23 protein-coding genes and 1 pseudogene are annotated in these 20822 nt (G+C 60.3%); 11 read left to right on the top strand and 13 right to left on the bottom strand.

Features of this window, described 5'->3' with window-relative positions; all coding sequences use genetic code 11:
• A partial coding sequence (locus BLT65_RS44645) for a hypothetical protein (RefSeq protein WP_143036707.1) occupies positions 1–220 on the top strand: 220 nt, incomplete at its 5' end.
• 90 nt (positions 221–310) lie between these two features.
• Positions 311–544 carry a hypothetical protein gene (locus BLT65_RS44650; protein ID WP_091790475.1) on the top strand — a complete coding sequence of 78 codons (234 nt, stop codon included), beginning with the start codon at positions 311–313 and terminating at the stop codon, positions 542–544.
• 482 nt (positions 545–1026) lie between these two features.
• On the opposite strand, the gene BLT65_RS44655 is transcribed toward BLT65_RS44650, so the two are convergent.
• Together BLT65_RS44655 and BLT65_RS44660 are read right to left on the bottom strand one after the other, a co-directional pair.
• Positions 1027–2688 (bottom strand): cation acetate symporter, encoded by a 1662-nt coding sequence (locus tag BLT65_RS44655; RefSeq protein ID WP_091790476.1) that lies wholly within the window; start codon positions 2686–2688, stop codon positions 1027–1029.
• The gene (locus BLT65_RS44660; RefSeq protein ID WP_091790477.1) at positions 2685–2990 is read right to left on the bottom strand and encodes a DUF485 domain-containing protein; all 306 of its coding nucleotides are present in this window, start codon (positions 2988–2990) and stop codon (positions 2685–2687) included. Before BLT65_RS44660 ends, BLT65_RS44655 begins: the two co-directional genes overlap by 4 nt.
• Before the next feature lie 638 nt (positions 2991–3628).
• Between BLT65_RS44660 and BLT65_RS44670 the strand changes: the two genes are divergently transcribed.
• On the top strand, positions 3629–4585 hold the full coding sequence (locus BLT65_RS44670; RefSeq protein ID WP_091790479.1) for a universal stress protein: 957 nt from the start codon (positions 3629–3631) through the stop codon (positions 4583–4585).
• Between the two features lie 165 nt (positions 4586–4750).
• Here BLT65_RS44670 and BLT65_RS44675 read toward each other — a convergent pair whose 3' ends face one another.
• The 4 genes from BLT65_RS44675 to BLT65_RS44690 form a co-directional block, all read right to left on the bottom strand.
• Entirely contained in the window at positions 4751–4990 is a 240-nt protein-coding gene (locus tag BLT65_RS44675) for a hypothetical protein (RefSeq protein WP_091790501.1), read from the bottom strand.
• Positions 4991–5054: 64 nt separating this feature from the next.
• Complete coding sequence (locus tag BLT65_RS44680) at positions 5055–5705, bottom strand: BON domain-containing protein (RefSeq protein ID WP_091790480.1); 651 nt, start codon at positions 5703–5705, stop codon at positions 5055–5057.
• A gap of 190 nt (positions 5706–5895) precedes the next feature.
• A complete protein-coding gene (locus BLT65_RS44685; RefSeq protein WP_091790481.1) occupies positions 5896–6351 on the bottom strand; it encodes a hypothetical protein in 456 nt (151 codons plus the stop codon).
• Positions 6351–6539, bottom strand: a complete 189-nt coding sequence (locus BLT65_RS44690; RefSeq protein WP_091790482.1) for a hypothetical protein — start codon at positions 6537–6539, stop codon at positions 6351–6353. Before BLT65_RS44690 ends, BLT65_RS44685 begins: the two co-directional genes overlap by 1 nt.
• A 431-nt stretch (positions 6540–6970) precedes the next feature.
• Between BLT65_RS44690 and adhP the strand changes: the two genes are divergently transcribed.
• Positions 6971–7996, top strand: a complete 1026-nt coding sequence (gene adhP / locus BLT65_RS44695; RefSeq protein WP_091790483.1) for an alcohol dehydrogenase AdhP — start codon at positions 6971–6973, stop codon at positions 7994–7996.
• An 85-nt stretch (positions 7997–8081) separates the two neighbouring features.
• On the opposite strand, the gene BLT65_RS44700 is transcribed toward adhP, so the two are convergent.
• From BLT65_RS44700 to BLT65_RS47555, 3 genes are all read right to left on the bottom strand, one after another.
• The gene (locus BLT65_RS44700; RefSeq protein WP_244187079.1) at positions 8082–8582 is read right to left on the bottom strand and encodes a flavodoxin family protein; all 501 of its coding nucleotides are present in this window, start codon (positions 8580–8582) and stop codon (positions 8082–8084) included.
• A gap of 82 nt (positions 8583–8664) precedes the next feature.
• The gene (locus BLT65_RS44705) at positions 8665–9411 is read right to left on the bottom strand and encodes a beta-ketoacyl-ACP reductase (protein ID WP_091790484.1); all 747 of its coding nucleotides are present in this window, start codon (positions 9409–9411) and stop codon (positions 8665–8667) included.
• A 1-nt stretch (position 9412) separates the two neighbouring features.
• The gene (locus BLT65_RS47555) at positions 9413–9583 is read right to left on the bottom strand and encodes a hypothetical protein (protein WP_167306664.1); all 171 of its coding nucleotides are present in this window, start codon (positions 9581–9583) and stop codon (positions 9413–9415) included.
• Between the two features lie 101 nt (positions 9584–9684).
• Here BLT65_RS47555 and BLT65_RS48285 point away from each other — a divergent pair.
• The 3 genes and pseudogenes from BLT65_RS48285 to BLT65_RS44720 all read left to right on the top strand — a co-directional run.
• Positions 9685–9789: pseudogene (locus BLT65_RS48285) on the top strand (DNA-binding response regulator); the annotation flags it as partial.
• A gap of 103 nt (positions 9790–9892) precedes the next feature.
• The gene (locus BLT65_RS44715) at positions 9893–10924 is read left to right on the top strand and encodes an Acg family FMN-binding oxidoreductase (RefSeq protein WP_091790485.1); all 1032 of its coding nucleotides are present in this window, start codon (positions 9893–9895) and stop codon (positions 10922–10924) included.
• Positions 10925–10991: 67 nt separating this feature from the next.
• Positions 10992–11336 carry a c-type cytochrome gene (locus BLT65_RS44720; RefSeq protein WP_091790486.1) on the top strand — a complete coding sequence of 115 codons (345 nt, stop codon included), beginning with the start codon at positions 10992–10994 and terminating at the stop codon, positions 11334–11336.
• 111 nt (positions 11337–11447) lie between these two features.
• On the opposite strand, the gene BLT65_RS44725 is transcribed toward BLT65_RS44720, so the two are convergent.
• A complete protein-coding gene (locus tag BLT65_RS44725) occupies positions 11448–12206 on the bottom strand; it encodes an SDR family oxidoreductase (RefSeq protein ID WP_244187081.1) in 759 nt (252 codons plus the stop codon).
• Between the two features lie 28 nt (positions 12207–12234).
• The gene (locus BLT65_RS44730; protein WP_091790488.1) at positions 12235–12669 is read right to left on the bottom strand and encodes an acyl-CoA thioesterase; all 435 of its coding nucleotides are present in this window, start codon (positions 12667–12669) and stop codon (positions 12235–12237) included.
• A gap of 112 nt (positions 12670–12781) precedes the next feature.
• Here BLT65_RS44730 and BLT65_RS44735 point away from each other — a divergent pair, with 112 nt between their 5' ends.
• The 4 genes from BLT65_RS44735 (at position 12782) to BLT65_RS44750 (ending at position 16870) form a co-directional block, all read left to right on the top strand.
• Positions 12782–13486 (top strand): Crp/Fnr family transcriptional regulator, encoded by a 705-nt coding sequence (locus BLT65_RS44735; protein WP_091790489.1) that lies wholly within the window; start codon positions 12782–12784, stop codon positions 13484–13486.
• A 113-nt stretch (positions 13487–13599) separates the two neighbouring features.
• Entirely contained in the window at positions 13600–14967 is a 1368-nt protein-coding gene (locus tag BLT65_RS44740; RefSeq protein ID WP_091790490.1) for an MFS transporter, read from the top strand.
• A 37-nt stretch (positions 14968–15004) separates the two neighbouring features.
• Complete coding sequence (locus tag BLT65_RS44745; RefSeq protein WP_091790491.1) at positions 15005–15925, top strand: beta-keto acid cleavage family enzyme; 921 nt, start codon at positions 15005–15007, stop codon at positions 15923–15925.
• A 3-nt stretch (positions 15926–15928) separates the two neighbouring features.
• Positions 15929–16870: a 3-hydroxyacyl-CoA dehydrogenase NAD-binding domain-containing protein gene (locus BLT65_RS44750; RefSeq protein WP_091790492.1), complete on the top strand. Its 942-nt coding sequence runs from the start codon at positions 15929–15931 to the stop codon at positions 16868–16870.
• A gap of 897 nt (positions 16871–17767) precedes the next feature.
• Here the strand turns inward: BLT65_RS44750 and BLT65_RS44755 are convergent.
• Positions 17768–19129, bottom strand: a complete 1362-nt coding sequence (locus tag BLT65_RS44755) for an MFS transporter (protein ID WP_091790503.1) — start codon at positions 19127–19129, stop codon at positions 17768–17770.
• 133 nt (positions 19130–19262) lie between these two features.
• Positions 19263–20126: a VOC family protein gene (locus BLT65_RS44760; RefSeq protein WP_091790493.1), complete on the bottom strand. Its 864-nt coding sequence runs from the start codon at positions 20124–20126 to the stop codon at positions 19263–19265.
• Between the last annotated feature and the right edge of the window lie 696 nt (positions 20127–20822).

Below are 20822 nucleotides of genomic sequence, written 5' to 3' on the forward strand. Positions count from 1 at the left end.
CTCGCTGACCATCAAAGACCTCTCGCATAACGAAGAACTTTCCGTTGAAGCACTCGCCTCCGTGCGCGGCGGCAGCAACTACAACGCCTACAACACGAATGCCGCGTTCGGCGGCGGCTTCGCCAGCCCGTCCATCGTGGTGGCACCCGTCACGCAGACCGACACGCAGGTCATCATCCCGACGATCCAGAACTTCGGCGGCCTGCAGCTGGTCAAGTAAAGCCACACACGGGAGAGCCGCGCCGCGTCTGCCTGTCGCAGCAGTGCGTTACTCTCCCGTCCCGCTACACGCCACACCAGGAGCCTTACCATGGCCTCGCTGACGATCACGGATCTTTCGCATCATCAGACACTGTCCAACGACGCGCTGTCTGCGGTGCGCGGCGGCAGCAACTTCAATCTTGGCAACGTGAACGCAGCGTTCGGCGGTGGTTTTGCCAGCCCGGCTATCGTGGTGGCGCCGGTCATCCAGACCGACACGAAGATCGATATTCCGACGCTGCAGAATTTCGGCGGACTGCAGTTTCTCAAGGGGCTGCTGTAAGTCCCGGGCATGAAACGGCCGTTCCCATATAAAAACGTTTGTCGGGTCCGCCAGACCCCTTCGAACAGTTCACGACAGCACCACAGCACGGGGTAAGCGTTAAGAGAAGATGTGCGTCAGAAGTTCGTTCTGAGAGAAATGCCGTCAGGTCTTGTCCCTTGACGGTTTCAGGCCCGCCAGTCCGTTCCCCGCTGGCGGGCCTTCTTGTTTGTGCAGCGTGAGTCGCGGCCGGATTCAGGTGCGGGATCAACATGCCATCCACGCCCCGGTCGACAGGTAAATCCGCTCGACCTCATCGGGGCTGATGTCAGCATGGCGCTCGCGCCCTGAGCCACATGGGCCGTGTACATCTTCGTAGTCAACGTAACCGGCCAGATCGAGTCGTTGGGGCCGTACAGCCACAACAATGGAACTCGTGTGTTCTTGCCATACGCGCCGAGCGTGCGCGTCAGGTCGCCTCAACGCCTCTCCCCATTCGCGGCTTAGTGACTTGCGCCCTCCACCGCGCCAATCCCGGTTTCCGAGCGTACCGACTGCGCCTCGAATCCGGCCTGATCGATGCGCGCACGAGCGGATCTATCTGTCAACGAGAAGAGCCAGATGCCAGCGAAGCCGATCGCCATCGAAAAGAGTGCGGGCGATGCGTAGGGGAATGGCGCCGTCGCAAAGTGCAACACATCCACCCACACCGCTTTCGAGAGAACCGTCAGCAATACGGCAGAAACCAACCCGAGAAAGCCGCCGATCGTCGCACCACGTGTGGTACAACCGCGCCACAGAACCGACATGAACAGCACCGGAAAGTTGGCCGACGCCGCCACAGCAAACGCCAGCGACACCATGAATGCAATGTTCTGCTTCTCGAATACGATCCCGAGCACGACGGCGACAATTCCCAGCACGACAGTCGTCACGCGCGAAACGAACAGCTCGTTCGCACTCGCTGCCTTGCCATGCTTGAAGACGGTCGCATACAAATCATGCGACACAGCCGATGCCCCGGCCAACGTGAGACCCGCGACGACGGCCAGGATCGTTGCGAAAGCCACCGCCGAAATGAACCCGAGAAACACGTTGCCGCCCACCGCACTCGCAAGATGCACGGCAGCCATGTTCGTGCCGCCCAGCAGCTTGCCCGCTGCATCCTTGAACACGGGGTTCGTGCTGACAAGAACGATGGCGCCAAAGCCGATGATGAAGGTCAGGATGTAGAAGTAGCCGATCCATGTCGTTGCCCAGAACACCGACTTGCGTGCTTCTTTGGCGTTAGGCACGGTAAAGAATCGCATCAGGATGTGCGGCAGCCCAGCCGTGCCGAACATCAGTGCAATGCCGAACGAAATTGCCGAGATCGGGTCCTTGATGAAATTGCCCGGACCCATGATGGACGCCTTCTTCTCATGCACTTCGACGGCTTTCGCAAAGAGCGCTTCAGGACTGAAATGAAACTGCCACAGCACCATAAATGCCATGAACGAGGCGCCTGCAAGCAGCAGACACGCCTTGATGATTTGCACCCATGTTGTTGCCGTCATGCCGCCAAACAGCACATAAACCATCATGAGCGCACCCACGATCACCACCGCGACCCAATACTCGAGTCCAAACAGCAATTTGATCAACTGCCCGGCACCGACCATCTGCGCGATCAGATAGAACGCCACGACCACGAGCGTACCCGATGCGGCGAATGCGCGGATCGGCGCCTGCTTGAAGCGATATCCGGCCACGTCGGCGAACGTGAAACGGCCGAGATTGCGCAGTCTTTCGGCCATCAAAAACGTGATGATCGGCCAGCCAACCAGAAAACCGATCGAATAGATGAGACCGTCATAGCCATTTGCATAGACGGCTGCCGAGATGCCCAGGAACGAAGCAGCCGACATGAAATCTCCGGCGATTGCCAGTCCGTTCTGGAAACCCGTGATTCCGCCACCCGCGGTGTAAAACTCGGCGGCGGAGCGCGTCCGTCTCGCAGCCCATTTGGTAATGAAAAGCGTCGCGACCACGAAGACGACGAACATCGCAATTGCCGTCCAGTTGGTCGGCTGTTTGATCGTCTGGCCCATGTCCGCGCCAGCGGAGAAACAATACGATGAGAAGACAGACAGCGCAGTAAAGGCGCAAAGACGTCGTGCGATCATGCTGCCTCCCGCTTGATCTGCTCGGTGAGTTCATCGTATGTGCTGTTGGCGCGACGAACATAGAAACCCGTAATAACCACCGTGAATACGATAACGAACAGTCCAAGCGGCATGCCCCATGTCATCACGCCCGCACCCATCTTTGCAGCAAGAAACTGCTTGTCGAAGGCAATCAACAGAACGAAGCCGTAATAGACGAACAACACGAGGGCGGTCAATGTCCACCCAAGCCGTGAGCGCTTTCGCACCAGCTCGCGATACGCCGCGCTCGATTTCACTCTCTCTGCGAGTTTCACATCCATCTTCGTCTCCTGCATGAGCAGCTTTCGCTGACTGACAAGCGCCCTCTTCCGGCCATGGTCGTAACGAGGGGCGTCTTTACGCACCGCGTGTCCCGGTGGGGATTCGGTGCAATGCTTTCGCGTGTGTGGGCTTCGAGCGTCGTTATTGTCGTGCGCCAGGTAGTACATTAAGAGCGCGCGCTTACCCGGTTCTTACGGCAACGCGTTTCTCCCGCCTGGGTTTACACGAATAACTGCAACCTTCTCAGTAAAACATCGGCACTACCTGACACGTCGCACAAGGCCTCCCGTGCCGATGCGCCAACCTCAAGCTTTCACATCGGCGGTCACGCACGCGCAACCAACGGGCGTGATCTCTTCCCATTGACATGACCCAGATCATCCCGGCAAGGAAGCTGTCGCCCGCACCATTAGCGCTTCGAATCTCCGTTCTCAAAGCAGGCATGAACCATTTCTCATCTGACGCAGTTGGCTGTACGATTTCAAGGCTGATTCTCCGCAAATGGCTCGGTAGCGCGTCGAACATCGCACGCTTTCAGCGTACCGCGCAAAACGGGCGAAGTTGATCGACGTCAACCGCGATCGCCGCGTAGTACGGAGAATCGATACATCGGGACGCTGCCAGACGGAGGATCATCATGGCTCAAACATCGAACGCCGCCTCGTCCACCCAGAGCGCGTTTCAGCGCATCATGCTGGCCGTGGACGACTCGGAGGCGACCTTGCGGGCAGCCGAATATACAAAAGCATTGTTCGCCGGGCGTGCGCAAATCAGGCTGGTGACGGTTGCACAGAACCCGCGCACGCTGTTCCCTCTCGGCGCGACGGCGCAGGGGTTTCTAGCGGCGGCGAGAGAGGAGATCATCGGCGATGCCCGCGCCGCGCTTGCGAAAATCGAAGCCATATTCGCTGGGATAGAGCTGGAATTTGGGCTGGTCGATCTTTCTGTTCATCACGGCAATACTGCTGATGCGTTGCTCGACACGGCATCGCACTGGAATGCGGACCTGCTCGTGATGGGCATGCGGCATCATCATGGATTGCTGCGCTGGATCGAAGGCACCGTGTCGGAACCCGTGGCGCGGCGCGCGACCTGCTCCTTGCTGCTTGTGCCCGAGGACAGCCGCGTTCCCACCGACCGGCCGCCCATGCGCATGGTCTTTGCGCTGGACGGCAGCGCCTGCTCGCTCGCCGGTTTGCGCACGGGTCTGAAGATCGCTGGTCCTGATACCCGGCTGCGCACGATCTACGTGGTGGATCGTGCCGTCCATCTGTTCGATGGCGGGGCCGCCGACATGTTGGAAACTGCGTATCTGGACCAGGGTTGCGCGGCCATCGAACGCGCGACGCACATCTGCTCCGATCAGGGCTGCATCGCGGATACCGCCGTGATCAAGACGCATCGAAGCCATGATGATGTTCCGCACGCGATCGTACGTGACGCAGCGGAATGGAATGCCGACCTGGTCGTTCTCGGCACGCATGGCAGACGCGGTATCGAACGCTGGCTTCTCGGCAGCGTGGCCGCGCGCACTGTCCGGCTCGTCGACACACCGATTCTGCTGGCACGCAGCGGCGAAACGGCGGCAGACTAGACGAAACATGACGCCTCGCGCCGTCTCTACGGCGCCTTCCGCGTTGACGGCCGGTTCTTGCCCTCCGCGCTGCGCGACGCGTTGCTGACCGGGCGGACACCCGGGCGGCGCAGCAGTACGCTCGCAGCAGTCGGTTCCCACGGTAACCGACTGCGCACCGCGCCTTCACATCTTGATGGTTCGCGCCATTTTGAGACCTATCCACGTCGTCCCTTCGCGCAGGCCGTCGAGCACAGCATCCCGTTCGGTGTTGAATTTCCTCCCGTGGCGGAAGGTATGCTCGAAGTCGCCTTCCGGCGACGAGTGCCTGACGTGGATTGTCGACTGATAACCGCCCATTTCGGCAGGTTCTGTCTGCACGTTCACAGACCATGCGCCGTCCTGCACGTTTCCCGACATCGCCATCACATGCTCCTTTTGAATCGCAGCCGCGCGCCACGCGGAAAGCACGGCTGCGGCAGACACGACGTCATTCGACGACGATATCGTCGACAACCGCTCGCACGCCCGGCGCACTCCACGCGGCCCCTCTCGCGACAGCCCGTTCCGCGTAAGAACCGACTTTGCCTGTCAGCGTCACCGTTCCATCCTTTACGTCGATGGCGATGTGCCTGACTTCGCGCTCAGCATGCCGTTGCATCGCCTGCGCGATCTTTGAGGCGATGTCTTCCGACCCGACCTTGCCGCGCACCTCTATCCGGTTGTGGACACCCCGCACACCGCGCATGTGGCCGATTGCGCGCGCGACCACATGAGCCTGGTACGCCCAATCCACCACGCCTGTCAACGTCACCCAGCCTTTCTCGACCTGCACCTTCACTGAATCGTCGGGCAGGCCGACCGTCCAGTGCGCGATATCGTGTACCGCTCTGCCGATGTCTTCGTCGGTGCGCTCGTCCTTCTGGGGCAGCCGCACCTCCATCTCTACCACAACGGCCCGCACCCCGGCCACGCGATGTGCGGCCTTCTCGGCAGCGAGCTTTTCGGCGTAGCTTGGCGGATGACCGGATAGCGTGACGACGCGATCGGTCACCTCGACCCCGATGTCCGTCGCCGTCACAGCGGGATCCCACTCCAGTTCCTCCTCGACTTCATTCTTCAACTGCCGGTCTGATTTCATCGCGCATCTCCTCGAAACGAAGCGTAGGTCGCGTCACCAGAGGAAAGCTTCGACCCGCAACCGGGCAAGCGGGCTGATGCAGATCAATCCAGCGCAACTTCGTCGGCTTAACCCCGATCCGCAGTCCACGACATCGACATCATGACGGCGGCAGGTGCCGTCCTGCCGAGTGAACGAGGCAGAACTGTGATCATTCGCTCCGCTTCTCCAGCCACGCCCTGAAACCCTCCTCCACCGAAATGACCGACTTCGCGCATGTCGCATACAGCAGCCCGGCATCGCCGTCGCTGTCGTACATTCCGCGGCACATCGCCTTCAGCCGGATGGCCGTCCCGCCCTTGCCGTCGACGTCTTTTGACGCGGCCAGATAGACATAGCCGAACGCATGCGGAAACGCGGTCTGAATCACGGCATCGTCGGCCTGCACGATCCGCGTCGCCGAATGCGCCGCAATGAACGTTCTCGTGCGCGCCCACGCTTCGTCGCAGGCGGGCGCCGTGGTGCAGACGATGCCCGCTTCCTGGCGAGCATGGAAGAGTTCGACTTCTTCAGCACGGAACGCCGTGTCGCGCGACGCCGTTGCGCACGCAGCGAGCCATGCCGAACCGACGAGAGCAATGCACAGCCCGATGTTCATCCGTGCCATCACGCCCCCTGCGCGCCCGATTGCAGTGGCGCCCGTGCTGCTGTCGTCGCGAGGTCGACGATCCCGGAAGTGATCTCATCCTGCCCGGTGAAATCGACACCGATGACGGCGCTGCGTACCGCGAGCACCCGCGCAGCCGCGACGGCTTGTCCGGTCAGTTCGTCGGGTGGACAATGGTGGATCGACACGTTTTCTGCTCCGCAGCGAATTCATGAACCCCTTCAAGATAACGGCCCGCGACGTGTCACAACTGATCCTGGTCAACGAGTGTCCGATTCCCTCGAATGCCGCTGAAAACCGGTTCTATTCGCGAACCGATTGACAGGGATCAACGGACGGAGCGCGAACCGTTCTACGCTCGACACGACGGGGCTCACACGAGCAATGCACGATGACGAAGTCCATTCGGTTCAACCTCGCGCAACCTTTCATGCCGATGCAGACCAGCCCCTCGACGGTTCGCCCGCGCGTCGCCGGTCACGCACGGACTTCGGTGCATTTCGCGGCTCGCTGCGCGTCTAGCGCGATTTGAGCGCACGACGCGCCTTCGTGCCGCGCGCCAGCCGCTACTACTACTATCGATCCATGTTGTAGCAGTGACTTTTTGAAGGAGGATCACATGACGCGTCACATGAAGGCCGCCATCGTCCATCAATTCGGTGCGCCGCTGAGTATCGAGGAAGTCCCGATTCCCGAAGTCGGGCCGGCCCAGATTCTGGTCAACATCAAGGCGTCAGGCGTGTGTCATACCGATCTGCATGCCGCCGACGGAGACTGGCCCGTCAAGCCGTCCTTGCCCTTCATTCCTGGCCATGAGGGCGTGGGCTATGTCGCCGAGGTCGGCAGCGGCGTGAGGAACGTCAAGGAAGGCGACCGCGTGGGCGTGCCCTGGCTCTATACGGCCTGCGGCTACTGCGAGCATTGCCTGAGCGGCTGGGAAACGCTGTGTCACGACCAGCAAAACACCGGCTACTCGGTCAACGGCGGATATGCGGAATACGTGCTCGCCGATCCGAACTACGTCGGACACCTGCCCGATAACGTCGCGTTCGACGAAATCGCGCCGATTCTCTGCGCCGGTGTCACGGTTTATAAGGGCATCCGCGTGACAGACACGCGCCCTGGCCAGTGGCTGGCCATCTCAGGCATTGGCGGTTTGGGTCACGTGGCCGTGCAGTATGCGATCGCGATGGGCCTGCACGTCGTCGCCGTCGACATCTCCGACGAGAAACTGGCGCTCGCACACAAACTGGGTGCGAAGCTGACGATCAATGCGAACACCACGGACCCCGCAGCCACTATTCAAAAGGAAATCGGTGGAGCGCACGGCGTGCTGGTGACAGCCGTATCGCGAAGCGCCTTTGCACAGGCACTCGGCATGGTGCGGCGTGGCGGAACGGTCGCGTTGAACGGCCTGCCGCCCGGCGACTTTCCGTTGCCGATCTTCTCGACCGTGCTCAATGGGATTACGGTGCGCGGATCGATCGTCGGCACACGACGCGATTTGCAGGAGTCGCTCGATTTCGCCGCGCAAGGCAGCGTTCGTGCGCATATCCATCGCGACCGCCTCGAGAACATCAACAAGGTGCTCGGGCAATTGCGTGAGGGAACCGTCGACGGGCGCGTCGTGCTTGCGCTCGACTAGCGCGCGGACAGGACAGGCGTGGTGAAGGAATCCGCGACGCCTGCCCTTGTCCCATACTGCTTGACGCGTGCCGTCCTTCACCCTTTCAAACGCCCCATTCCGCTTCCAGCCGGGCCGCCAGCTTGTGCCTGATTTTCCGCGCGAAGCTCTGACGCAGATCGCCATCAAGACGTTCATGTAAGTCATGCGTCGTGATCGCACAGGTTGCCACAGGAGTTTTATGCGCCGCGCCGGCCAGCTGCTTCAACGCCGGCCCCGCGCCGTGGCCGCCCAGACAGCAGAACAGCGCGACGTGCTGGATCTGCTCGCCGTGTTCCGCGAGCCATGCCAACGCGGGAGCCGAAGCGTGACTTGCCCACACAGGAGAACCCACCACGGCCATCTCGCAGCACGACGGATCATGCATCGCAGGTGCGATCCTGACCCGACGCCGGCACAGCGCATCGATCAGCGAACGCAGGTAGCCGCGCGCACCGGCGCGCGACACGTTCGCACCCTGCTCACAGATAGGCTCGATATCGGCGCCAAGTTCCGCCGCCAGCATCTCCGCGATTCGACGCGTCGTGCCGGTGCGCGAGTAATACACCACGAGTATCGTGCTGCGAGGTTCTGACACGTTGGTCTCCATCGGTCGTGGCGGTGATCGGGCGACAACGGCAACGCCGGATTCACTCCATGTGCATGCCGCCGTTTATCGCGAGATTGGCGCCCGTCATGAACGCCGCTTCATCGGAGCAGAGAAACGCCACGAGCGCTGCGATCTCTTCCGGGCGTCCGAGCCGCCCAACGGGTATCTGCGGCAAAACCTTTGTTTCCATGATGTCGTGAGGGACGGCCTGAACCATCGCCCTTGCCAGATAACCCGGCGACACGGTGTTCACGGTGATACCGCGCTTCGCGACTTCCAGCGCCAACGACTTCGTGAAGCCATGCACGCCAGACTTCGCAGCCGAATAGTTAACCTGTCCGAACGCGCCCCGCGAACCATTTACCGAGCTGACGTTGACGATACGGCCATAGCCACGCTCGATCATCCCGGGCAGAAACTGCTTGGACATGTTGAACAGTCCATCGAGATCGGTTCGCAGCACGGCATCCCAATCCGCTTTGGTCATGCAGGCGAACGTCATATCGCGTGTGATGCCGGCGTTGTTGATCAGGATATCCACCTTCTTCAATTCATCGAGTACGCGTTGCGCGCAGCGTTCGCACGAATCGAAATCGCTGACATCGGCTTCGTACGCGTGAAAGTGACGGCCCTGATCACGTTCCTTCATCAGCCACGTCGCCACGTGATCGTTGCGAGTCGAGTAAGACATGGCCACGGTGATGCCGGCATCGTGCAGCGCCCTGCTGATCGCCGCCCCAAGCCCGCCCATGCCGCCCGTGACAAAAGCCACACGTCCATTTTCCATGTCAGGCTCCCGCTCCAGCGGCCTGACGTGCAGGCGATTGGGCTACACGCTCATCATGCGAGGGCGCAGCGCCACGCACGATCGCGTCCTGATATGGACGCAACCACGCACTAAAGCTGTCGATCGGCGCCTCGACGCCGGGAAGTTTCTGCAACGAGGATTCCCGCTTCATGATCAATGCTCCACAGTCGGTGAATCGCAAAAGCTCTTCTACCTAATCTAATCGCGCATCACCGGAATGGATTGACCTGAATCAAGCCGCCTTCCCGTATCACTAACAAGACCCACATACTCGACAAGATGGAAATGCCCAACGAAACCGCCCTCGTACGCTATGCGATCCGCCACAAACTCAACGACGACGAGGACGATCTCTAAAAGGTGTGTACTTGCAACAGGTCGATTGATCTGCCTCAAATGCTCCGCCACGTTGCGTGCCACGATGAATGAAAGTCCATCAAGGACAGAAAGGAACATTCCGATGAGCGCGCCCGTGTCCACCTCTGCGTGGCAGATCGACGAGCACCTGTTCGACGCCCTCGCGCCGATGGAGCAACAGATTCGCTTCGCACTGCAATATGCCGTGCTTGCCCCTTCGAATCACAACGCGCAACCTTGGCGATTCATTGTCGATGAGGACACCGTCCAGCTCTGTGCCGACCGCACACGCGCGTTGCCCGTCGTCGATCCATTCGATCGCGAGATGCTCATCAGTTGTGGCGCGGCGTTATTCAATTTGCGCGTCGCGCTGAGTCATTTCGGACTCGCCTATTCGATTAGCGTGTTCCCATCGGACTTTGATCCCGATATCGCCGCGCGCATCAAGGTCACCACTAAAGGGCCTCGCGACGCGTCCCTGGCAAGTCTGTTCAGTGCGGTAACGAAACGCGTGACGACCCGTGCCCCCTTCGCCAATGAATCCATAGCCGAGCCCTTCAAGAACGAGATGATCGCCGCATGCGACGCGGAAGGCGCTATTGCAATCTGCGTAGACGAGGAGTCTTCCCGCCAGTCCATCGCACAGCTGATCGCGGAAGCTGACAGTATGCAGTTTGCCGATCCGCGCTTTCGTCGCGAACTGGCAAGCTGGATTCATCCGCGCCGGCTCGCCGACGGCATGCCGGCGTACGGAACGGCCGTCGGCGGTCTGCTCGATTTTGCAATGCCGCTGATGGCGTCAGTGGTGCGCGTATTTGACGTCGGTGCCGGGACACCCGCCACGCATCAACGGCTCGTCGAAGGCTCCCCCCTTCTCGTAGGCATTGCCACGATACGTGACGACCGCGAGGCGTGGCTGGCTGCAGGGCAGGCCCTTCAACGTATGTTGCTTGTTGCTGCGTCCAAAGGGTTGACAGCGTCGTATCTGAATCAGCCCATCGAAGTCGCCACATTGCGCGATCAGCTCAAGGTCCTGTTGAACGTCGATGCCATGCCGCAGTTGCTGCTGCGCGTTGGCCGTGGCCCACATGCGGAGCATTCGCCGCGGCGAGCTTTGCGGGATGTCGTCGACTGACGTCGCTGAATTTTCCTTCAGTGATCGAAACAGAATAAATTTTGGATAGACAAAAGGAGTTCTTGCCGTGATTCATGCACGTCGCCTCATATACTTTGCATGCGCGTCGAGCATTGTCCTCGCCGGTGTGAGTCCAGTCTGTGCTCAATCGAATGAACCGGGCGAACTGGTCGATCAGCATCACTGCATGTTCTGTCACACATCCGACGCGCCCTTTCTTGCACCGTCGTTTCATCAGATTGCCGACCGTTACCGCAACGTACCGAACGCGACACAGATGCTCGAAATCAAGCTCAGAAAGGGTGGGCGCGCGCATTGGGGCGATACCGCCATGCCGCTGCCGTCGGAACGCGGCGGGCCAATTTCAGCAGAGGATGCCCATCAGTTGATTCAATGGGTGATGACGCAATAGCGGCACGGCAAACTGACTTTTGCCACTGGTGGTCTCGTTCTCCGACCGGGGCGAGCGTTCACGTCAAGGCGCCGACCGTGCAAGTTCACGATCTCACGATTGACTAGCGATTCAGGACGCCTGCTGCATGTCGTTATCAATGGGCAGCATCTGCCCTGAGATCGACTTGCCTGCGTCCGATGCAAGGAAGACCGCCATCGCCGCGATGTCCCGCGGATCGACGAAGCGTTGCAACGACTGGATCGACATTGCGTCCCGTCGCTCGTCGTCCACGGACCGCCCGCTCACCTGCGCGCGTCCCGCCAGAACTCTCTCGATACGCTCGCCCTCCACTGCACCGGGCAGGATTGCATTGACACGCACGCCGGACTCGCCAAGTTCGCGCGAAAGCGTTTTCGTGAAGCCAATCAAGCCCCACTTGCTGACGGAATACGCGCTTCGATTCGGATAACCGAAACGACCCGCCACCGACGACATCACGATGATCGACCCCGCAAGCGACTGCTTGATATGAGGGATCGCGAGCCGGGTGACGTTGAAGGTGCCATTCAGGTTGATCTGCATGACGGCATCCCAGGCAGCGGGATCGTAGTCCTCAACCGATGATGTCGGTCCCGAGATACCCGCGTTGTTTACCAGTACATCCAGCCCGCCCAGAACTCGAACGGCTTCCGGCACTACGCGTTCGATATCGGCACGACTGGCCATGTCACACACTGCAGTGTCGATGTTCGGCGATTCCGACGCGAGCGCCGACAATCCACTCGCGTCGACGTCGATCACGAACACTTTTGCACCGTTGTTTGCGAAAGCACGGACGATTTCCCGACCGATACCTGATGCACCTGCCGTCACAAGTACTTTCTGCACGCTCAATTTCCACCTCCGAAACGTTCCACTAATGCGCTACGTTCTCGACAAATTCGCAGGCAGCGCGGACAAATTCAGGCACAGGGACGGCCTTCAATCGTCCATCGCTCTGCTTGACGCACAAGGCGTGCGTCGCCCGCCCTTCGCAGATCAGCGTATCGTTGCGCATGATCCGATGGCTCTGGATAAAGACTTTGCCGCGCCATTCCTCGACTCGCGTATGCACCACCAGACTTTCGCCATAGGTTGCCGAGGTGTGAAAACGCGTATGAACTTCGAGCAACGGCGCGCCGATGCAATGCGGCAGCGCTTGCATCTCCCGCCATGGCGGCAGGCCACACTGTATAAAATAATCGTGCGACGCTGCGTCCATCCAGCGCGAGAAGTTCGGGAAGAAAACAATTCCGGCCGGGTCACAATCGCCGAATTGCACGTCGATACGATAGACAGTTTCTTTACTCACGGGTCCATGCTCCTGCTTTCAGTTCAGCCATTGTGCGCGGGTCGCCTGCGCAACACTGTCGATGCGGCGACAGTTCGCATCGAAGCCGTTCAACTCCCTTTGGAGTGACGATATGACGAGGCAAAAGCGGACGGTCACGGTGTCGCTCACCCTCGACGAACTGCTCGCGCAGTCGCCGTGGTTCAGCGACCTGGACGAAGCCGCAAAGTCCCGCGTGCGCGCTGAAGCATCCGAGCGCGCGATCTCAGCCGGTCAGGCTCTTGGACATCATGGCGAGCGTCAACATGTCTGGTTCGGCGTGCTCGAAGGGCTGATCAAATGGTCGATCACGGCCCGCGACGGACAAACGGTGACGCTGGGTGGCCAGTCTGTCGGCAGCTGGTTCGGAGAAGGCACGTTGATTCGCAACCTGCCGCGCGAGTCGGATCTCATCGCGTTACGCGATAGCCGCGTCGCACAGATTCCGCGCGCGACCTTCGAATGGCTGCGCGAACACCATCCGTCGTTCAACGATTTTTTGCTGTTGCGGGTCAACGAGCGGCTGCACTGGTTCATGGGCGCCGTCGCGGCGTACGGCCTGCTCGATACGGATAGCCTTGTCGCCAGAGCACTCGTCGGCATGGTGCATCCGCTGTCCAATCCGAGCGGTGCGGCGCATCTGCAACTGTCCCAGGAAGAACTCGCCAACCTCGCCGGCGTCTCGCGGCAGACGTGCAACAAGGCGATGACCCGCTTCAAGAACGCGGGTCTGGTACGCACCGAATACGGCGGCATCGTCGTGCTGGATCTGCCTGGGCTTCAGGATCTGGCCCGGTAGCGCCGCGTCCATTACGACTTGGTGTTTACGCTGTCCGCGACTGTCGCGCCATCGACAGTCGTGCAGGCAGTCGCCCGAAATAATGCGTGTCATACAAGGTCAGGAGACACGCAATGATTCGCGCCCGTTCGTTATCGTCCACAGCCGCGCTCGTCGGGAATTCGTCAGACGAGATGGTAGAAGACACAGTCTTCCGGAAAATAAGCTGGCGCGTCATGCCGCTCATCCTCGTCGCTTACGTCTGCGCGTTCCTCGACCGGATCAACATCGGCTATGCGCAGTTGCAGATGAAACACGATCTGGCGTTTTCCGATGCTGTGTATGGACTCGGCGCGGGCATTTTCTTCGTGACGTATCTGCTGTTCGAGGTGCCCAGCAATCTGCTGCTCGAAAAGATCGGTGCGCGGCTGACTTTCCTGCGAATCATGGTGCTGTGGGGCATGGCCTCTGCGGCGACCGCGTTCGTCTCGGCGCCGTGGCAGTTCTACGCGATCAGGCTGTTGCTCGGCGTCTTCGAAGCTGGCTTCTTCCCCGGAATCATTCTGTATCTGACGTACTGGTATCCGAGCCAGCGCCGCGGCCGGGTCACGGGTCTGTTCCTCTTCGGCATGCCGATTACGGGCGTGCTGGGTGGCCCGCTGTCGGGCGCCATCATGAGCGGCATGGAAGGATTGGGCGGCATGCACGGCTGGCAATGGCTGTTCCTCGTCGAAGGGCTGCCGACTGTTTTGCTGGGATTCGTGCTGTATCGCATGCTTCCGGACGGTCCGGCCCGTGCGTCGTGGCTGAATAGCGCCGAGAAGTCGATGGTGCAGAAAGTTCTCGCTGCCGACCATCGTGGTGAGACGAAGCCCGGACATCATGGACGCCTCGCTGCGGCGCTGGCGGACCCGAAGACGTACGTGCTTGCGTTCATCTATTTCTGCTGCGCCTGCGCCGTCTACACGCTGACTTTCTGGCTGCCGACCATGATCAAAGGTCTCGGCATCGCCCCGATCGCGACGATTGGCTGGTACACGGCAGTGCCCTATATCTTCGGTGCGCTGGGCGTGCTCGTCATCAGCCGCAGTTCGGACCGCTTCAAGGAGCGCCGCTGGCATGTGGGCGGAACGTTGGCACTCGGTGCAATTGCACTGGCGTCGACTTCGTATCTCGGTACTGCTGTCGTTCCCGTCATGGTCCTGCTCTGCGTTGCATCGTTTTTTATCTTTGGCGGTGGCTCGCTGTTCTGGTCGATTCCGCCGACGTATCTGGACCGTAACGCTGCCGCAGCGGGCATCGCGGTGATCAGTTCACTGGGCATCCTCGGCGGGTTTGTCAGCCCGACGCTGATCGGCATGATCAAGGGCGCGACGGGCAGCATTCAAATGGGACTTATGGGGTTGACGGCACTCGTCATCTGCGGCGGACTCACGATTCTCCTCGGCCTGCCCAAAAGCGCGCTTCGAGTCGGCCCAGCCGAAGGCGCCAGCGCGCGCTAACGACCATTCAGTACTTTATTCTCTGGAGAGCATCAACATGAGCAAGCCCAAAGTCATCGTGACCGTTGCCCCGACGGGCGGCATGGCCAGCAAGAAAATGAATCCCGCCCTGCCCACGCAGCCGCAGGAGATCGCAGACGACACGTATCGCTGCTACAACGCGGGCGCCAGTGTGGTTGCCGTACACGCACGACGTCCCGACGACGAAGCCACCTGCAATCCGGCGATCTACAGCCAGATCAACCGCCTGATCCGACACAGGTGCGACATCATTCTCAACAACTCGACGGGCGGCGGCATCAATGGCGACATGGTTCGCGAACTCGACAACGGCCTGTGGGAAATCCAGTGGGAAGAGCGTCTGAGGGGCATGGAGGGTGATGGCGTCGAGATGTGTACGCTCGATGCGCAGACGGTGATCGCGAGTTTCGGTGGCAAGGAAATCCTGGTGGCAACGCCGCCTTCACGAATCCGGCAGATCGCGGAGATGATGAAAGCGCGCGGCATCAAGCCCGAATGGGAGGTGTTTGGCCTTGCCGACATCGTTCAGGACGTTCAGCGCGCGATCAACGAGGGCCTCGACGACGCGCCGCACTTTATCAATATCGTTATCGGCGCCAATGCGTTCCAGGGCGCGCTGCCTTATACGCCACGGCTGTTGCAGACGATGGTCGACCACCTGCCCCACAACACCGTTTTCAACGTCAGCGCCATCGGCGCGGCGCAGTTGCCTGCCGCGATGAACTCGCTGCTGCTTGGCGGACATGTGCGCGTCGGACTCGAAGACAACCTGTACTATAGGCAGGGTGAACTCGCGACCAACGTCCAGCTGGTCGAGCGGCTGGTTCGCCTCGTGCGCGAAATGGGCTACGAGCCAGCAACGCCGTCCGAGGCGCGCGAAATCATCGGTCTGCAGCCGCTGCGCGAAACGATCCACGCTGTCGGCATGGAGGCTTAGGCAATGACGAAGCGACCCACCACCGTCGCCATCGTGGGCACGGGTGTGATCGGCGCAGGCTGGGCGACGCACTTCCTCGCTCATGGTTTCGCCGTCACGGCAACGGACCCCGGCGAAGGAGCCGAATCGCGCCTGCGCAACTGGATCGACGATAACTGGCCGGCGGTCGAGCGGCTGGGACTGGCGGAGGGCGCCTCTCGCGACAATCTGACGTTCACGACGGACCTGGGCGCGGCGGTACGAGATGCCGGTTTCATTCAGGAAAGCAGTCCCGAGCGTCTGGACGTCAAACAGGCACTGATCGCGAAGATCGAATCGGCGGCGAAGGCGGAGACCATCATCGCTTCGTCGTCTTCGGGTCTATCGATCAGCGAGATTCAGGCTGGCGCGAAACACCCGGAACGGATCGTGTTGGGACATCCGTTCAACCCGTCCCACATCATTCCGTTAGTGGAGGTTTGCGGGGGTAGCCTCACATCGCCTGACAACATCGCGAAGACGATGGCGTTCTATACGTCGACGGGCAAGAAGGTCATCAGAATCAACAAGGAGATCAAAGGTCATATCGCCAACCGGCTTCAGGCCGCGATATGGCAGGAGGCGATTACTCTGGTGGAGCGCGGGATCGCTTCCGTGGAAGACATCGACGCGGCGATCTCCCATGGTCCTGGCCTTCGATGGGCGCTGCTGGGTCCGTTTCTCAATCTCCACGCTTCTGGTGGCGCTGGTGGGATTACGCATGTGCTGCAGCATCTGGGTGCGGCACAGCGCGAGTGGGCCAGAGACTTGGGTAAGTATCCCGAGACGGATGATTACATCGAGTTAGTTGCGGCAGGCGTTAGTGCGGAACTGGAGTCGTACGATTTTCCGGAAATGCTTCGACAGCGCGATGAACTGCTGATTCAGTTGCTGGAGGCCAAGCGGAATCGTGCTGAGCTTCCGTAGAGCGCGGCGCCAGGTTTTCCTTCGAGGAGTGAGCGCGTTGGCATTCCGTCCGGCTTGACCTGCACAGACGGATCGAGCAGGAGCAAGCCCGGGAAGTCCAGGGGCGCGAGCCATGACGCGCTGGCGAACGCGCCGTTTTCCGGGGATTTTCCCACCAATGAATCGGCAGAACTGCTTCGGGACGAATTGTATTTTCAGCGAGCCGTCCAGGTTCCACCCGGAATCAGGGCATCCTCAACGATTTCTATCAGCGGCCACTCTCGGGCCCAACGATCGGCGGCAAAACCTGTAGTTCGCTGAATTGAAGTGAAGAATGACGGATCGCGCCGGATGAGGCGTCCAATCATCTCACCCAGAACTCAACCCAATTTCATGATTTTTACGGAATAGTCCCGCGCCGGTCAAGTTCTGGACTATCACGGCTTTACAAGGGTTTCCGGGCGGTCTGTCTGGATTATGGGCGAGATTTGGGCACACCGTCGACTGCATGTCTGTACCACGCTTCAAGGTCCAGACCCACTGTACTGGGTTTGAAGCCAGGTACCAAAGCCCTTCTGGCGGGGCTTTCCCGTCTGTTTGCGGCGCAGCTGTGTCATTACGCACAAAGACGGATCGTGGACTAAACCTGCGCCGGGCAGAAGCGACCGGCGGCCCATCGCTGCAATCAAAGCGCTCCAGCGCCCCGTGCATCACCAGGTACTCGGGTGATGGACAAAGCACGCGTCGATTTGACGCGAGGCGCCGCGCAACAAGCGAACTAAGTCCGGAGCAATGAGCGCTACCCGCCCCGGAGTGGTCAGCATGCCGCCGCAATCAACGTACCGTGACGCTGAATAAAAAGCCGGAGAGAGTGCCTTCGACGAAAGTGCGATGTATCCATTCGGCACTAACGGTTCTCTAAAGCTTGACGGAACGAGGGAGCGCTCGAGCAACTGCAGACGCCTTGAGTACGGCGTCGTAGCGTCCCATACCAAACATGCTGAGTGCAGCAACGATAGCGGGAATCGCCACCAGCACGAACATGACGGACAGGCCCAGATGCATGGCTAGCAGCGCTCCGCCAACCATCGAGCCCACGATCGAACCCACCCGGCCAATGCCTAGCGCCCAACTCACGCCGGAGACGCGGCTGGAGGTTGGATAGTAGGCCGCCGCCAGCGCATTGGCGCCGGTCTGCGAACCTCCGGTTCCAAGACCGGCGCCAAAGACTGCGAACACCAGCATCGGCAACGACGTAGCGACGCCGATGAGCAAGATAAACACGGCGGCAAGAAGGTAGGAGCTTGCGAGTATCAGACAGGGATTGTGCCTGTCCATCAGGCGGCCGATCAGCACGGCACCGACTGTGCTGCCCAAGGGCAGCGCTGCGGCGATCAGCGCAGTCATATCCAGAGGGACGCCTGTGCTGTTGATGACCGTGGGCAGCCAACTGGTGAGCAGGTAATACACCAGCAGACTCATGAAGAACGTGAGCCAGAGGCAGACGGTGTCGACGATCACGCCCTTGCAGAAAAGGTTGCCGACCGGAGAGCCCTTGACCTTGTTCTCGGGGACAGTGAACGTCGCATGGTCGAGCGGCTCCTGCGGCGCAATGCGCCGGAGCGTGCGAGCCACTGGCGCCTGCATCCGGCCGGACAGCGCCAGGTACCGGACAGACTCAGGCAGCAGCCACACCAGAACCGGCACCAACAACAACGGCATTGTCCCACCGAATAGCAGCACACCCTGCCAGCCATGCTGGGGAAGGATTTGCGCAGCGACCACACCCCCTGATGCCCCGCCTAACGTGAAGCCGCAGAACATGCTCGTCACCAACAGCGAGCGCTGTTTCTCTGGACCGAATTCGGATGTGATCGTAATGGCCGTCGGCATGGCCCCGCCAAGGCCCAGGCCGGTCAGGAATCGCAATAGTATGAGTTCGTGCAGAGAAGTCGCGTAGGCAGACCACAGGCACATGGCGCCGAAAAATGCCACTGAGAGGCAAAGTATGGGCTTGCGCCCGAACCGGTCGGCGAGTGGACCGAACAGGAGCGCGCCTATCATCAGACCGAACAGGCCGCCGCCGAACAAAGGCGCCAACTGAAGCGCACTCAATGCCCATTGCCTCCTGATAGCGGGCGCGATAAATCCGGCGGTCGCCGTGTCGAAGCCATCGAACGCGACTGTCAGGAAGCACAGCGCGATGATCAGCAATTGATACGTCGACAACTTGTGCGAGTTGATGAAGTCCTGAACATCGACGGTTCTGATCGTCGCCATGGCGTTCTCCCTGCAGTCGCGGAATCCACGCTGTCTCTTCGCGTTGGGTGCCGGCATGAAGGCTGGGCCCGCGCATTCCCAGCACGCCGTCTCCGGTGGCCTGGATGTTCCTGCGCGATCTAAAGTTCACGCGTCAGGTTTGAAACTCCGGAATGTCGGGTTTGGCGCCCCACATGCAAAAGCCGGTGGAATCGAACGGGAACTGGCGGGGGCACCAGGTCGCCTCCTCGTCACGCCTGATCAGGCGAACGCCCGTCGAATATTCATAAGTCATTCCGTCAGGCCCCTCGAAATAAAGAAACATGGCGCCCGACGTCGGATGCCTCCCCGGTCCGAACCGAATGGGTATGCCCTGTTCACGCAGGGTGTACCAGGCGCGCATGAGGTCGTCGATGCTTGCAACCTGGTGATTGATATGCTGAATGCCGGCGAACGAGGATGGAAAGAGGGCGATCCTGTGATGCACTTCGTCGATCCTCAGTAACGGTGCAGGTCCGATCCGGTCGCTCACGCGCGCATTGCACAGTTTCGTCCAGAAGATCTCGTCACGTCCGGGATCGCTGGTACGCAGGCCGACGTGACTGAAGCCGGTGATTCCGGCGTCGCGTGACGGAAAATAGCGACGGCCGCTATGCAAGGCGCCGAACACCAGTTCGATCTGGTTGCCCGATGGATCCTTGAAACTGATGAAGGCGCGTACGCGACGTTGATCGCACTCGTCGCGACTGCCGGTGTGTACGCGGAAACTGTTCTGCTCTAACACCGTGCCCGCATGCTCGAGCTCCTCGTTCGTGACGACATCGAATGCGATCGTCTGGTCGTTCGGATCGCCCTCGAAATAGACCAGCGTGTGATCACGCGCATCCGAGCGCAGGTAGGCCCACCCACCCTCGCGGCGCACCAGCTGCAATCCAAGGATATCGGCGGCATACCTCGTTGCGGCGTCAATGTCTCGGGTACCGAGCCGGACACACCGAAGTTCGTGCAAATTGATCATGAACGGGACCCTGCGGTTCGCATATCTCCAAGGATAGGCGGCATTACCCCTGTGCGCGTGCACAATCTTCGTGGTTGCTCGCCCTGAACCTGCTTCGGCTGGAGACGGAAAGAACGGCTGGCCGGTGAAGGGTTTGATGCTGCGCTCCCTCGGGAGCAGACGAGCGGAAGCTCGCATGAGTTCAATCGTCATTGCCATGTTCCGCCCGCGCATCCCTAGAGGACCGTAGCCGGACCCGTTTGAGTCACCCACGGTTTCGCAAAGCGGATGGTCGAACTGCGATCTTGTATCTGTAAAAACCGGGACAACCGGCTCAAACTTCGCGACCGGCGCCACATGCCGCGCAAAAAGTTGCAGTAGGCGTGCGAAGTGGCTTCCGGCAGCTAGTGCAGAGTGGCCCATATAGCTTGAGGCGATGGTGCATTAGCGCGGCTGGATTAGTTTCGCGAAACCCGGTAAGGGCTTCGTAGGCCGTCAAGCTTGTTGCCCCAATGTTGTTCCGATAGGCTTCTGCTAGTGAGCACCCGGTTTCTTCCCGATACCGTTTTATCTGCTCGACAAGACCTGTGGGATTGACGAGTTGCCACTCGTCCTCGGTAAGCATCGGCACATCCATCTTGCAGCGCCAACAGTAGATGAGTTCTGGCATCTCTCCTCCCCCTTCCTTTCAATCAAATCACGGAGGCGAATTGTCGA

Origin of the sequence: Paraburkholderia steynii (assembly GCF_900100565.1) — a bacterium.
Classification (GTDB): domain Bacteria; phylum Pseudomonadota; class Gammaproteobacteria; order Burkholderiales; family Burkholderiaceae; genus Paraburkholderia; species Paraburkholderia terrae.